The organism is Cellulomonas sp. Leaf395 (assembly GCF_001424125.1).
GTDB lineage: Bacteria > Actinomycetota > Actinomycetes > Actinomycetales > Cellulomonadaceae > Cellulomonas.
Window position 1 is genome coordinate 929,002 of sequence record NZ_LMQI01000005.1, and the last position, 12,197, is coordinate 941,198.

Sequence of the window (12,197 nt, forward strand, 5' to 3'; positions counted from 1 at the left end):
GTGGACCCCGCGCAGCTCGCCGACGCCTCCCGGCTGCGGACCCGCGCGACCGTGCTGCACGCCGACGCGGACTCGTTCTTCGCCGCCGTCGAGCAACGGGACAAGCCGTCCCTGCGCGGCCGACCGGTGCTCGTCGGCGGGACCGGCCCGCGCGGCGTCGTCTCCACGGCGTCCTACGAGGCCCGCCGCGCGGGGGCACGGTCCGCGATGTCGATGAGCCGCGCACGCCGGCTCAGCCCTGCGGCGGCCGTGCTCTTCCCCCGCTTCGAGGCCTACTCGGCGTACTCGCGCGTCATCATGGCCGAGCTGGGGACGTTGTCCGAGCTGGTCGAGCCACTGAGCATCGACGAGGCCTTCGTCGACCTGGAGGCCGGCCCGTTCGCCGACGACCCCGCCGGTGCGGCCACCGAGGTCCGGGCACGGATCCGCGAGCGCACCGGCCTCGCGGTCTCCATCGGCATCGGCCGGACCAAGCTCGTCGCCAAGCTGGCCTCCGATGCGGGCAAGCCGGACGGGTTGCTCGTCGTCGAGCCTGCCGACGAGGACGGCTTCCTCCTGCCGCTGCCGGTGCGCGCGGTGCCCGGTATCGGTCCGGCGACGGCGGCGGCCCTGGAGCGGCTCGACGTCCGCACGGTCGCGGACCTGCGCCGTCAGCCGCTCGACATCCTCACCATGACGGTGGGCGAGTCGTCCGGCGTCAACCTGTTCCGACTCGCGCGTGGCATCGACCCCCGGCCTGTCGCACCCAGCGGTGAGCGCAAGTCGGTGGGCGCGGAGCGCACGTTCGCCCAGGACATCTTCGGGACGGACCTGATCGCCGCTGCCGTCGACCGGGTCACCGACGAGGCGCTGCGCCGCCTGACCGCGCACGGGGGCGGCGCACGGACGGTCGTCGCCAAGGTCCGGTTCGCCGACTTCACCACGCTGACGCGATCCGTCACGCTCCCCCAGCCGAGTGCGGAGCCCGCCGAGCTGCGCGCCGCCGCGCACCAGGCGGCCCGCGCGGCCGGCATCAGCGACTCCGTGCGGCTGCTGGGCGTCTCGTTCCACAACCTGTCCGCGCACGCACAGCTGACGTTGCCGTGGGACTCGGAGGAGACCGTCCCGGTGGCCGTCGACGAACCGGCGGACGGCCCGGCGATGCTCGGGCTGCTCACCGAGCAGAACGCGCGTCCGGGCCTCGACATCGAGCACGAGTCCCTCGGCCGCGGCTGGGTGGTGCACGTCCGGGGTCGGCAGGCGACGGTCCGGTTCGAGAGCGTCGACACCCCGCCCGCACGCTCGCAGGTGCTCGACCTCGACGCCGACCCGCTGCTGCTCGTGCCGCCGCTACCTCGTACGCTCGACGGATGACCCTGCGCAACATCCAGACCGCGCTGGACCAGGTGCCTGGCCCGTGGCAGCCGCACCTTCTCGCCCGGTTCAACGACCACGAGGTCAAGGTGGTCAAGCTGCACGGCGAGTTCGTCTGGCACACCCATCCCGACACCGACGAGATGTTCGTCGTCGTCGCCGGGTCCCTGACCATCCAGCTCCGCGACGGCGACGTCGTGCTCGGTCCCCAGGACGTCTACGTCGTCCCTCGCGGCGTCGAGCACTGCCCGAGGGCCGACGAGGAAGTCTCGGCACTGCTGGTCGAGCTCGCGGGCACGCCGAACACGGGTGATGCCGGAGGCGCCCGCACGTCAGAGACGCGGGAGCTGCCCGGCTAGCCGCCCGAGGCGCTGCTCGACGTTCTCCCACGCCTCCGCCGGAACACCGGGCTGCGCGTCCCGGTCGATGTCCGCGAGCGCGTCGCCGATCGCCTGCAGGGTCTGCGCAACGACCCGCTGTGCGCGCGGCGGCGCCATCCCCCAGGACCCCCCCTCGTCGGCGAGGTCGTCGACCCTGATCGACGCGATCGTGTCCTTGCCGGCCACCTCGAGAGCGAGGCGTCCGGAGGAGACCGTCGTGTGCTCGTGCATCGAGACGTCGTAGGCCGGGGCGAGGTTCAGGCGTGCGCCGTCGGGGTGGCGGACGAACGAGTGGTTCTTGGCGTGGGCGTCGGTGGTGCCGATGGCGACGGTCAAGGTCGCGAGGCGCAGCGGGACTCCATCCGGGCGACCAGCTCCGGCCAGGCGCTCCGCGGCGGCACGCCGTGGCCGGCGCCAGGCAGGACGAGGAGCTCAGCACCCGGGATCTCCCGCGCCAGCGCCTCGCCGTGGGCCAGCGGGAACAGCGGGTCGTCGTCGCCGTGGACCACCAGCGTCGGCGCCGACAGCTCCACGAGCCGGTCCCGGCACGACGGACCGGGGTCGACGAGGTACGGGTTGGTGAGGGCGGCTCGAAGGTCTCTCGACCGGTCCACGGTGCGCTGCGCGATCACCCGCTGGAGCGCCTCGTCGAAACCGCCCCGCTGGAACGGCCGTTCGAGCTCCGTCAGGTAGGCGACGACCGCGTCGCGGTCGCCCCAGTCGGGCTCGTCGGTGCCGCCGTCGAAGAACGCGCGCAGGTCGTCGGACATCCCCGGCAGCCCCGCCGAGCCCGGCGTGCAGCTCACCAACGTCAGGGTGGCCACCCGAGCCGGGTGGTCGAGCGCCAGGAGCTGCCCCACCAGACCCCCGCCCGAGACCCCCAGCACGTGCGCGCGGTCGAGACCCTCCTCGTCGAGGAGCGCGAGCACGTCGTCCACCGCGTCCCGCATCCCGTAGCCCGGCTTCCCCACCGGCCACGTCGTCGACCGGCCCTGGTCTCGTGCGTCGTAGCGCAGCACCCGGTGGTGCCGCGCCAGCAGCTCGACCAGACCGTCCGGCCACGCGACCAGCGAGCAGCCCGCGCCGTGCACGAGCACCAGCGGCTCCCCTGCGCCGGAGACGTCGACGCACAGCCGCACCCCGTCGGCCACGTCGACCATCCGCTCCGTCACTGACGCGCCTGCCGGCTGCGGCGGTCGTTCTCCTTCTCGATCGCCTCGACCAGCTCGTCCTTGCGCATCCGCGAGCGCCCGGCGATGCCGAGCTCCGTCGCCACGTCGTACAGGTGCGCCTTGCTCGCGTTGGCGTCGACCCCGCCCGCCGTCGGCGCGTCCGAGCCGTACCCCTCCTCGGCGTGCTGGTCCGACGGCCCGGGCTCGGCCTTCGGGCGCCAGCTGTCGCCGACCTTCTCGTGGGTGTGCTTCAACGCGGCGAACGCGACGCGGTGCGCGCGCTCCTCGTCGCCGTCGTACTGCTCGATCGCCGCGTCGTACGCGTGCGCGAACGTCCGTTGCGCCCACTGGCCGGAGCGTTGCAACGTGCTCGGCAGCTCGCTCTGCCGGGCGGCTCCGGATCGCGTCGTCTTGGGCATGGGTCACCACCCCGTCTCGGTTCTCGACGATCGTCGCCCGCCGCGCCGACGGTCGCCACCGGGCCTTTGGTCACTGGTCGGGTGCCCAGCCGCCTCAGATGATGGCTTGACCGCCACGTCTGCGACGACGCACGTGGAGCCGAGCAGACCAGGAGCGTGACGTGACAGACACCGAGGTGCGAGCCTGCGCCGTCCAGATCGAGAGCGTCGACGGTGCGGTCCGCAGGTACCGGCGCCACCCGAACGGCGGTGGCCTGGTCGAGGTCACCGCGACGGTGGCCGAGAGCGCCACGGTGCACGAGTCCGCGTACGTCGAGTCCGGATCGGTGCTCGGCGACGGCACCCACGTGGGCCCCGGCTGCTGGATCGAGTCCGGCGCGCGGATCGGTACCGACGTCACGGTCGGGCAGAACGCGCACCTCGGCTCCGGCTCACGGATCGGCGACGGTGCCCGGATCGGCGCGAACGCCCGGCTCGGTACGAGCGTGGTCGTCGCGGCCGGCGCCCGGGTCGCCATCGACGCCCGGGTCGCCGACCGCGGCGTGGTGCTCGACCGACGCCGGGCGCGCAGCTCGGACTTCCAGACCGCGGCCTAGCTCAGCTCGCCTCGGCCTTGGCCGCCTCGGCGGCCGCCTTGATCTCGTCGGCCTCGACCTTGTCGATCGCCTTCTCGACGATCGCGTCCGCCTTCACCAGCGCCTTGCGGATCTCGACCGCACCCGGGTCGGAGACCAGCGCGACCAGCCCGGAGTGCCCGGGGGCGATCGCGCCCTGGAGCTCCTCGGACAGCTCCTTGCGGTGCTTGATCTCGCGGGCCTTGCCGGTCGCCGCACCGACGGCACCCAGCACCGCGGCGCTCCCGATGATCGTCGGCGGGAAGATCAGCCCGAGCGCGACGCCACCGACGACGCCCCAGGTCAGGCCGTGCCGGGTGCTGTGGTCGGTCGCCTTCTGGATCTCCAGGGTCCCGTCCGTGGCGCGGTTGACGACGATGACGCCGTCGATCTCGATCGTCCTGCCGTCCTCGATCGCCTTGAGCGACTCGTACGCGGCCCACGCCGTGTCCGTGTCCGAGAATTCGGCCACGAAGAGGGTGTACGCGCCGTCCGAGAGGGCGGCGACGACGTCGGTGGACTGGTCGTCCGACATGGAGAGCTCCTTCATCTGCTGAGTCGATGTGCGATACCGACCGTAGACCCGTGGGGCGTCTGAGCGCAGTTGTTGCCCGCGCCCACACCGCACGCGCGGGGCACCGAGCGCACCCGGTCTACGCTCGACGGGCATGAGCTTCCTCTACGAGGAGCGAGCGTCTTCGTCGGTGTTCGTCGATGTCGTCTGGCACACCCACGACACCAGCGACGGGACGTACCTTGCGTCCGCCGACGCGCGGTGGGACATGATCTTCACGATCGCCGGTGAGCTCCACCGCGTGCTGCTCAGCGGCCCGTCGACGCAGCCCACGCCGGTACCGTACACGGCCGGCAACCGGAACGTGGGCATCCGGTTCGCCCCTGGCGCCTACTTCACGCACGTCCCCGTCGGCTCGATGCGGGACCGCACCGAGACGCTCGCGATGCCCTCCCCCGGCCTGTTCCTGCTGGCGGGATCGGCGTGGCCGTTCCCCGGGACGGACGACGAGCTGGTCGACGCCCTCGTCGAGTCGTTCGCCGACGGCGGGCTGCTGGCGCACGACGACGTCGTGGAGGCCGCGCTCGACGGCGACGCGGTGCCGCTGTCGCCCCGCTCGGTCGAGCGGCACTTCACGCACGCCACCGGGATGAGCCCTCGCGAGGTGCGCCGGATCTCCCGCGCACGCGAAGCCGTGGCGCGCCTGCAGCGCGGCGAGGCGATCGCCGCGGTCGCCCACCAGCTCGGCTACGCGGACCAGTCCCACCTGACGCGCGAGCTCAAGCGGCTCACCGGATACACGCCCGGTCAGTCGCAGGGCCGGGGCGAGCCCGTCTGAGCCGGTGTCGTCCCGGTTCAAGACACCCGCCAGGCGTTCGGGTTGGCTCGGAGAGCACGCACCACGCCGACGGAGAGGACAAGACCGCCATGGACATCCGACCGTACGAGATCGCGGTCCCGACCGCGGAGCTCGCCGACCTGGACGACCGGCTCGGCCGCACCCGCTGGCCAGCCGACCTCACGCCCGGCTGGGAACGCGGCACGCCCGTGTCCTACGCACGACGTCTCGCCGAGCACTGGCGCACGGGCTTCGACTGGCGCGCCCAGGAGCAGCGGCTCAACCGCCTGCCCCAGTTCCTCGCCGACGTCGACGGCCAACCGATCCACGGGCTGCACGTGCGCTCCGACCACGAGCACGCCACACCCCTTCTGCTGTGCCACGGGTACCCCGCGTCGTTCGTCGAGTTCGCCGCGCTCGCCCCCGCCCTCGCCGACCCGACAGACGGTCCGGCGTTCCACGTCGTCGTGCCGTCGATCCCCGGGTTCGGCTTCTCGACGCCGCTGACGGGCCACGGGTGGGACATCGTGCGGACCGCCGAGGCGTTCGACGGGATCATGCGCGCCCTCGGCTACGAGCGGTACGCCGTGGTCGGCGGTGACGTCGGCGCGGGGATCAGCGAGCAGCTGTGCCTCGACGCCGGCGAGCGGGTGATCGCCTCCCTGGTCACCACCGACCCCGGCGCCATCGCGACCGCGTACACCCCGCCCACCGACCACCTGACCGACGAGGAGAAGGCGCGGCACGAGGGCCTCAAGTCCGCCCGGGCGGAGGACTTCGGCTACCTGCAGGTGCAGACGACCCGGCCCCTGAGCGTCGCGTACGGGCTGACCGACTCCCCCGTCATGCAGCTGACCTGGATCGTCGAGAAGCTGCGCGAGTGGACCGACCCCGAGCGTGAGCTCCCCGAGGACGCCGTCGACCTCGACCAGCTCCTCACGCTGGTGAGCGTCGCCTGGTTCGGTCGAGGCGGCGACGGCGGTGCGAACCTTCTCTACGAGGCCGCGCACGCGTCGATGGCCTGGGGGCGAACCCACGACCGTCCCCAGGGCATGGTCGCGTTCGGCGTCGAGCCGCTGATGCGCCGGATCCTCGACCCCGACGGGCACCTGGAGTTCTGGGCCGAGCACCCCCGGGGCGGGCACTTCCCGGCGATGGAGCGACCGGACGAGCTCGCCGGCGACATCCGCCAGTTCCTCGCGGCGGTGCCGGTCGGCTGAGCCGGGGCGAGGTGGGGATGGCCGGATGTGGTGGTATGCGGTCTGATCGTGTCGACAGACCGCGCAGCGCGTGTGCGGCGACGACGACCCCTGGAGGACCCCGATGGCGACGATCGTCTCCACCCTGTTCATCTCGCTCGACGGCGTCGTCGAGATCGACCCGGCGTGGCACTTCCCGTACTTCGACGAGAACATGGGCGCCGTGGTCGGCGAGGACTACGAGGACGTCGACGTCCTGCTGCTCGGGCGCGTGACGTACGACAGCTTCGCCGGCGCCTGGCCGGACCGCGAGACCGCGGGCGGGGAGGACGCGACGTTCGCGGCGCAGCTCGGCGACATCCGCAAGGTCGTCGTCACCCGCGGCAGCCAGGACCTCGGCTGGCGCAACGCCGAGGCCGTCCAGGGCGACCTCGTCGAGGCTGTCACCGCGCTCAAGGCCGACCCGACCATCGGCAAGATCCTGATCGCCGGGTCGATCTCGGTGGTCCGCCAGCTGCTCGCGGCCGGGCTCATCGACCAGCTGAGCCTGCTCGTCCACCCCGTCGCGGCCCGCCGCGGCGAGCGGCTGTTCGACGAGGGCGAGCCCATCTACCCCCTGCGGCTGCTGCGCTCCGACATCTTCCCCACCGGTGTCGCGCACCTCGTCTACGCGCCCAGCGAGCTGCCCGGCAGCCAGACCTACGCCGACGTCACCGACAAGGTGCCGGGCTCCGACAGCTGATCGCGCCGGCCTGGCGGATGCCGCGCGGGCGGACCGAGCACACCTAGACGGGGGGTGCCGCAGCCCGTCTGGCGCGCATCTCGTGGATGGTCTTCCGGATCGGCGGGAGCATCTGGAACACACTCAGCGTCGCGAAGATCAAGGTGTTGACGCCGACGAAGATCGCGAGGGCCTCGACCCAGCTCGACTGCATCGTTTCTGCGGAGATCGGGTTCCACTGCGCGCCCAGCGCACCGGCCACCGGGACGGCGAGCACGGCCGCGGCGACGGCCGGCCGGGGCACGTCGTTCCACCCTTTCCCGCGCCGGGTGACGATGTGCGTGAGGGCCGTCGCGAACGCCCACTGCAGGAACAGCGAGTAGGACAGCTCGAAGAAGATCACCGCGGCGACTGCTCTGCCCCGCCAGCCGGCGCCCCATGCCGTGACGACGCGCTCGGCGAGGAAGACGCAGCCGATCGCGACCCAGAACGGCTGCCAGCGCAGGCCGTTCACCGACAGAACGCCGATCGCCATGAGCGCGACGTAGGAGTGCAGTGCGATGGCGCCGTACGCGAGCCCGAGCTGCTGGGACCAGTACAACGCGGTGGTGCGCGTGAAGCCGTACGCTCCGACGTTCTCCAGCGCCCCCCGCTGCCAGCGCAGCCGCTGCTTTCGAAGGTCGCGCCAGGTCGGCATGACCTCGGTGGTGACCCGGCACTGCGGCGGAGAGATCATCTTCGCGCCGAGGGACTTCAGCGCCAGGGTGATCTCGTTGTCCTCTGTCATCGCCAGGGTGTCGTACACGCCGCCCCGGTAGCCGGGGATCAGCGACTCGCGCGCCTGGGCGATCGTGGCGAGCGCGTACCCGCGGAAGACCGACGCCGTGCCGGTCAGCACGAAGAGGTTCCCCTCGCGCCGACCGATGACGCGCTGGTAGCGCGTGAACTCGTTGCGCTGCAGCTGACCCATCACACCGGCGCCGTCCTCACCGGCGAACAGTCCGCCGACGGCCATCAGGTCCGCGTCGGACTCCATCAGGCCGAGGGCGGTCTCCAGGAAGTCCGGAGTGATCGTCGAGTCGGCATCCATGATCAGGTACACGTCCTCGACCACGCTGCCGGGCAGGAGCTCCGCCAGAGCCTGGTTGAGCCCGCCGGCCTTCGCCTCGGTGTTGCCGACCGTCTCGAACACCTCCACACCGCGCGCCAAGGCGATCTCCACGGTCGCGTCGGTGCAGTTGTCGGCGACCACGAGGATCCGGTCCGCCGAGCGCGTCTGGCTCAGCAGCGAGTCGATCGACGCGCCGATGATCGCGGCCTCGTCGTGAGCGGGCAGCAGCACCGTGCACCGGACCACCGTCGGTGCGAGCGCCGGCAGGGCGGACGCAGGCCACTCGGGCGTCACGTCGAGCTCGAGGCTGCGCATCGCGGCCGCCCCGAGGATCCGACGACCCACCGCGGACGTCTCTCCTGGTAGCGGCTCGGTGACCTGCCGACGGCTGGACAGGACGCGCAAGGCGTTCGCCGCCTGCAGGGCGACGACCGTGACCAGCAGGGCGGCGAGGCCGAGCCCGAGCGCGAGCAGGACGGTGGGCCGCGGCGCGCCGATGTCGAGCTCGACGGGGAGGACGGCCATGACCAGGTCGAGGACGGGTCCCGGCGACTCGTCGACGACGGGTGCGTGTGCCGTGGCCACGAGCCAGATCGCCCAGACGAGAAGGCCGAGAGCAAGGGCACCCAGGCCGACTGCGACCCAGCCGAGGCGGGCCGCCCGGCGCTGCCAGGTGGTCGTGGTGACCGACTCGGCCATCGCGGCGCGCCTCTACGGTCTCTGCCGTCGGGTGCGACGAAGACTGACGATCGTCATGACGATCCCGCTCAGGACGATGTAGGCGCCGACCCACAGGAGGATGCTGCCCAGCCCAGCGAGCCCGAGCACAGCGAGAGCCGTGCCGCCCAGCACCAGGACGATCCAGACGGGCATCGGAGACTTCCTCGCAGAGGCGGTCGAAGCGGCTTCTGGCAGCCTACTGACCTTGCCTCGGGCAAGTCGTGCAAATAGCCGCCCCACTTTGCGCGCCCCTTGTCGGGTGGTCTCTTCCGGCCGAGCCTGTGACCGGGCCAAGCGCGTCGAGGTCCAGGTTCATGCCATCAGGCCGCAGGCAGCTGTCGGCGGCGGGTCAGGTGGACGACTCCCCACCCGATGCCCGCCAGGAGCGGCATCAGCACGGCGAGCGCCAGGTGGAAGGCGACGTCCGACCGGTTGACGACCCAGTCAGACCACGCCATGCCGACCCCGGTGCTCGCCCAGAGGACCGCCACCCACGCGTAGCTGACGCGCCGCGAGGCGAGAATCGCTCCGGTCAGCAGCGGACCGGCCAGGACCAGTGGGATGAACAACGGGTCGATCCACCCGAGCTGGGCGACCAGCTGGCCCAGAAGTGCGGCGTACAGGAGCTTGGTGGTGAGTCGAGCCATGGTGACCTCCGGGGTGTGTGGTTCGGACGTCCACCATGGGTGCGCACGCGGCCGCGCGGCATCGCTCCTGAGAGCGGTCCTGGCCGATCTCACCCTCGAGAGTGACGTCCGGAGGCACCGTGACCTGGGTACCGTCCCGCCCATGAGATGGACGTCGGATCGCCGGCCGACCACGGTGGACATCGTGGTGGCGGCGGCTCTGACGCTCGCCACCCAGATCGAGATCTGGGCGCCTGCTCTGGTGCCCGGCGTCGGGGAGGTGACCGGTTCGCGTCCGGTCCTCTCGGTCACCACGCTGGCGATGACTCTGCCGCTGGCACTGCGTCGTACGGCGCCCGTCGCGGTTCTCGTCGTCGTGTTCGGAGCGGCCGTCCTCCAGAGCATGCTCACCACACCGACCGAAGGACTGGCGACCCTTGCCGCGATGCTCGTGGCTGCCTACTCGAGCAGTGCCTTCGCCGGCGGCGCCAGGTCAGCGGCTGTGAGTGCCGCAACCATCCTGGTGGCGGTCGCGCTCCTCGCCAAGGCCGAGGGTGACGGCGCCTTCATGGCGATCGTCTACGGATCGGCATGGCTGACGGGCTTTGTCGTGGCTCAGCGGTCCGGGCAGCTCCAGCGGGTCGCGGGAGACAACCGCGACCTGGAACAGCGGTTGGCGGAGGCGACCCTTCTGCTCGGCGAGGCGGAGCGGCGGCGGGCCGCCGGTGCGCCGCCGCCGGCCCCAAGCGATCTGGCCGCGCTGACCGGTCGGGAGCTCGAGATCACCCGGGCGATCGCGACCGGGATGTCGAACGCGGAGATCGCTGGCGCGCTGGTGATCAGCGAGTGGACGGTCAAGACCCACGTCGCCAGCATCCTGCGCAAGCTGGGTCTGCGGGACCGAACCCAGGTGGTGGTAGCCGCCTACGAGTCGGGACTCGTCCGGCCGGACGCCCCGCCCGACATGCCCTGAGTGACCGCGGGATCCTGCGCGACCGGAGGCGCCGCCACAGAGAAGGCCCCAACCGGCATTTCTGCTGGTCAGGGCCTCATCCGTCGCTGTCTCAACGAGTGTCCGGAGGGGGACTTGAACCCCCACGCCCTTTCGGGCACTAGCACCTCAAGCTAGCGCGTCTGCCATTCCGCCACCCGGACAGGTGGACCGCAGGGCACCCGGAGGCGCCCTCAGGTGCGGCAGAAAAGATAGCACGGCGCGGCGGGCGAGCACGCATCGGCCGCCCGGGGCAGACTGGCCGCAGGCACCGTGACCTGGATGCCTCCGGCCGTGATGCAGGGAGCCCGATGACCGACGCCAGCAGCTCGAGCGGACGCGGTCCGTCGAGTCCGACGGCGCGGAAGGTCGCGGGCGCCCGGCGCAATCCGAGCGTCTACGGCGCGGAGCACACCGCCCCGCGCTGGTTGCGTGGCGCGGCGGGGGTGTCGTGGCGGCTGCTCGTCGTCATCGCGATGGTCGCGCTGATCTTCTACGCCACGGGCCAGGTGCAGCTGCTCTTCGTGGCGGTCTTCCTCGCCCTGGTCTTCACCGCGGTCCTGCGCCCTGCGGTCGAGTTCCTGGCCCGCTGGCTGCCACGGGGGCTGTCCACGGCGCTCGCCATTCTCGGGGGCATCGTCTTCTTCCTCGGCCTGCTGACCTACGTCGGGTACTCCATCGCCAACCAGTGGACCGACCTGACGGAGCAGTTCAGCGACGGCATCGGGCAGATCACCGACTTCCTGGAGAACGGGCCGCTGCCGTTCAGCATCACCAACGACCAGATGGCCGAGTGGGTCAGCAACGGTCAGCAGTGGGTGCAGGAGCACGCCGGTGACCTGGCCGGCCAGGCGGCCGCAGGTGCGGGTTCGGTGGTCGAGGTGTTCACGGCGCTCGCCCTCGCCATCTTCTGCACGGTGTTCTTCCTGGCACGTGGCCGGGAGATGTGGACGTGGTTCCTCAACCAGCTCCCCTCCCGTGTGCGCGACAGCTGGAAGACCGCCGGTGGCGCCGGCTGGTACACGTTCTCGGGGTACACGCGCGGCACGGTGATCATCGCGGTCACCGACGGCATGCTGGCCTTCATCCTGCTGAGCGTGCTGCGCGTCCCCCTGTCCGCGCCGCTCGCCGTGCTCGTGTTCATCGGTGCGTTCATCCCGCTGATCGGCGCCCCGCTGGCGATGGTCATCGCGATGATCGTGGCGCTCGCCGCGAACGGTCTGCTGTCCGCGGCGCTGGTCGGTATCGGCATCGCCCTGATCGGTCAGTTCGAGGGGCACATCCTGCAGCCGATCGTGATGGGCAAGCAGGTGTCGATCCACCCGGTGGTCATCGCGCTGGCCGTCACCGCCGGAACCCTGACCGCGGGCATCCTCGGCGCGGTGATCTCCGTGCCGCTGGTGGCCGTGTGCTGGGCGATCTTCTCCCGGCTGCGCACCCTGGACCCGCCGATGGACGAGGACGAGTCGGACGACGACGTCGAGCCGGTCGACGAGGTGGCGGAGATCGACGACGACGAGGTCGTCAAGCAGCCCTGAG

At 71.7% G+C, this 12,197-nt stretch carries 15 protein-coding genes and 1 tRNA gene; 8 read left to right on the forward strand and 8 right to left on the reverse strand.

What is annotated here, in order from left to right; genetic code table 11:
- Together ASG23_RS18850 and ASG23_RS18855 are read left to right on the forward strand one after the other, a co-directional pair.
- Positions 1 to 1,353, forward strand: coding sequence for a DNA polymerase IV (locus tag ASG23_RS18850; protein WP_082516326.1), 1,353 nt, complete (start codon positions 1 to 3; stop codon positions 1,351 to 1,353).
- Positions 1,350 to 1,712 carry a cupin domain-containing protein gene (locus ASG23_RS18855; RefSeq protein ID WP_056028167.1) on the forward strand — a complete coding sequence of 121 codons (363 nt, stop codon included), beginning with the start codon at positions 1,350 to 1,352 and terminating at the stop codon, positions 1,710 to 1,712. The genes ASG23_RS18850 and ASG23_RS18855 overlap by 4 nt, the downstream gene beginning before the upstream one ends.
- Here ASG23_RS18855 and ASG23_RS18860 read toward each other — a convergent pair.
- Genes ASG23_RS18860 through ASG23_RS18870 form a run of 3 tightly spaced genes read right to left on the reverse strand, consistent with a single transcriptional unit; the run spans position 1,686 to position 3,324 of the window.
- Complete coding sequence (locus tag ASG23_RS18860) at positions 1,686 to 2,069, reverse strand: HipA domain-containing protein (protein WP_056028170.1); 384 nt, start codon at positions 2,067 to 2,069, stop codon at positions 1,686 to 1,688. The genes ASG23_RS18855 and ASG23_RS18860 overlap by 27 nt on opposite strands.
- On the reverse strand, positions 2,066 to 2,905 hold the full coding sequence (locus tag ASG23_RS18865) for an alpha/beta fold hydrolase (RefSeq protein ID WP_200941641.1): 840 nt from the start codon (positions 2,903 to 2,905) through the stop codon (positions 2,066 to 2,068). Before ASG23_RS18865 ends, ASG23_RS18860 begins: the two co-directional genes overlap by 4 nt.
- Positions 2,902 to 3,324, reverse strand: coding sequence for a ChaB family protein (locus ASG23_RS18870; RefSeq protein ID WP_056028172.1), 423 nt, complete (start codon positions 3,322 to 3,324; stop codon positions 2,902 to 2,904). Before ASG23_RS18870 ends, ASG23_RS18865 begins: the two co-directional genes overlap by 4 nt.
- A gap of 161 nt (positions 3,325 to 3,485) precedes the next feature.
- Here ASG23_RS18870 and ASG23_RS18875 point away from each other — a divergent pair, with 161 nt between their 5' ends.
- Complete coding sequence (locus ASG23_RS18875) at positions 3,486 to 3,920, forward strand: transferase (RefSeq protein WP_235521248.1); 435 nt, start codon at positions 3,486 to 3,488, stop codon at positions 3,918 to 3,920.
- A gap of 1 nt (position 3,921) precedes the next feature.
- Here the strand turns inward: ASG23_RS18875 and ASG23_RS18880 are convergent, their stop codons facing one another.
- Positions 3,922 to 4,473, reverse strand: a complete 552-nt coding sequence (locus ASG23_RS18880; RefSeq protein ID WP_056028659.1) for a DUF1269 domain-containing protein — start codon at positions 4,471 to 4,473, stop codon at positions 3,922 to 3,924.
- Positions 4,474 to 4,606: 133 nt separating this feature from the next.
- On the opposite strand from ASG23_RS18880, the gene ASG23_RS18885 reads away from it, so the two are divergent.
- From ASG23_RS18885 to ASG23_RS18895, 3 genes are all read left to right on the forward strand, one after another.
- Positions 4,607 to 5,290 carry a helix-turn-helix transcriptional regulator gene (locus ASG23_RS18885; RefSeq protein ID WP_056028175.1) on the forward strand — a complete coding sequence of 228 codons (684 nt, stop codon included), beginning with the start codon at positions 4,607 to 4,609 and terminating at the stop codon, positions 5,288 to 5,290.
- Between the two features lie 89 nt (positions 5,291 to 5,379).
- A complete protein-coding gene (locus tag ASG23_RS18890) occupies positions 5,380 to 6,510 on the forward strand; it encodes an epoxide hydrolase family protein (RefSeq protein WP_056028178.1) in 1,131 nt (376 codons plus the stop codon).
- Positions 6,511 to 6,613: 103 nt separating this feature from the next.
- Positions 6,614 to 7,231 carry a dihydrofolate reductase family protein gene (locus tag ASG23_RS18895; RefSeq protein ID WP_056028181.1) on the forward strand — a complete coding sequence of 206 codons (618 nt, stop codon included), beginning with the start codon at positions 6,614 to 6,616 and terminating at the stop codon, positions 7,229 to 7,231.
- Between the two features lie 43 nt (positions 7,232 to 7,274).
- On the opposite strand, the gene ASG23_RS18900 is transcribed toward ASG23_RS18895, so the two are convergent.
- The 3 genes from ASG23_RS18900 to ASG23_RS18905 form a co-directional block, all read right to left on the reverse strand.
- The gene (locus ASG23_RS18900; protein WP_056028184.1) at positions 7,275 to 9,020 is read right to left on the reverse strand and encodes a glycosyltransferase; all 1,746 of its coding nucleotides are present in this window, start codon (positions 9,018 to 9,020) and stop codon (positions 7,275 to 7,277) included.
- Positions 9,021 to 9,032: 12 nt separating this feature from the next.
- On the reverse strand, positions 9,033 to 9,194 hold the full coding sequence (locus ASG23_RS20090) for a hypothetical protein (protein WP_157465748.1): 162 nt from the start codon (positions 9,192 to 9,194) through the stop codon (positions 9,033 to 9,035).
- 167 nt (positions 9,195 to 9,361) lie between these two features.
- Positions 9,362 to 9,688: a hypothetical protein gene (locus tag ASG23_RS18905; protein WP_056028188.1), complete on the reverse strand. Its 327-nt coding sequence runs from the start codon at positions 9,686 to 9,688 to the stop codon at positions 9,362 to 9,364.
- A gap of 142 nt (positions 9,689 to 9,830) precedes the next feature.
- On the opposite strand from ASG23_RS18905, the gene ASG23_RS18910 reads away from it, so the two are divergent.
- The gene (locus tag ASG23_RS18910) at positions 9,831 to 10,640 is read left to right on the forward strand and encodes a helix-turn-helix transcriptional regulator (protein ID WP_235521250.1); all 810 of its coding nucleotides are present in this window, start codon (positions 9,831 to 9,833) and stop codon (positions 10,638 to 10,640) included.
- 99 nt (positions 10,641 to 10,739) lie between these two features.
- Here ASG23_RS18910 and ASG23_RS18915 read toward each other — a convergent pair.
- Positions 10,740 to 10,822: transfer RNA gene (locus tag ASG23_RS18915), tRNA-Leu, on the reverse strand.
- A 147-nt stretch (positions 10,823 to 10,969) separates the two neighbouring features.
- Between ASG23_RS18915 and ASG23_RS18920 the strand changes: the two genes are divergently transcribed.
- A complete protein-coding gene (locus ASG23_RS18920) occupies positions 10,970 to 12,196 on the forward strand; it encodes an AI-2E family transporter (protein ID WP_056028194.1) in 1,227 nt (408 codons plus the stop codon).
- The last annotated feature ends 1 nt before the right edge of the window (position 12,197 follow it).

Excerpts from the sequence above, each read along its gene's own strand:
- ASG23_RS18855 (WP_056028167.1), top strand. The coding sequence starts at position 1,350 with ATGACCCTGCGCAACATCCAGACCGCGCTGGACCAGGTGCCTGGCCCG.
- ASG23_RS18870 (WP_056028172.1), bottom strand. The coding sequence starts at position 3,324 with ATGCCCAAGACGACGCGATCCGGAGCCGCCCGGCAGAGCGAGCTGCCG.
- ASG23_RS18880 (WP_056028659.1), bottom strand. The coding sequence starts at position 4,473 with ATGTCGGACGACCAGTCCACCGACGTCGTCGCCGCCCTCTCGGACGGC.
- ASG23_RS18885 (WP_056028175.1), top strand. The coding sequence starts at position 4,607 with ATGAGCTTCCTCTACGAGGAGCGAGCGTCTTCGTCGGTGTTCGTCGAT.
- ASG23_RS18890 (WP_056028178.1), top strand. The coding sequence starts at position 5,380 with ATGGACATCCGACCGTACGAGATCGCGGTCCCGACCGCGGAGCTCGCC.
- ASG23_RS18895 (WP_056028181.1), top strand. The coding sequence starts at position 6,614 with ATGGCGACGATCGTCTCCACCCTGTTCATCTCGCTCGACGGCGTCGTC.
- ASG23_RS18900 (WP_056028184.1), bottom strand. The coding sequence starts at position 9,020 with ATGGCCGAGTCGGTCACCACGACCACCTGGCAGCGCCGGGCGGCCCGC.
- ASG23_RS20090 (WP_157465748.1), bottom strand. The coding sequence starts at position 9,194 with ATGCCCGTCTGGATCGTCCTGGTGCTGGGCGGCACGGCTCTCGCTGTG.
- ASG23_RS18905 (WP_056028188.1), bottom strand. The coding sequence starts at position 9,688 with ATGGCTCGACTCACCACCAAGCTCCTGTACGCCGCACTTCTGGGCCAG.
- ASG23_RS18910 (WP_235521250.1), top strand. The coding sequence starts at position 9,831 with ATGAGATGGACGTCGGATCGCCGGCCGACCACGGTGGACATCGTGGTG.
- ASG23_RS18920 (WP_056028194.1), top strand. The coding sequence starts at position 10,970 with ATGACCGACGCCAGCAGCTCGAGCGGACGCGGTCCGTCGAGTCCGACG.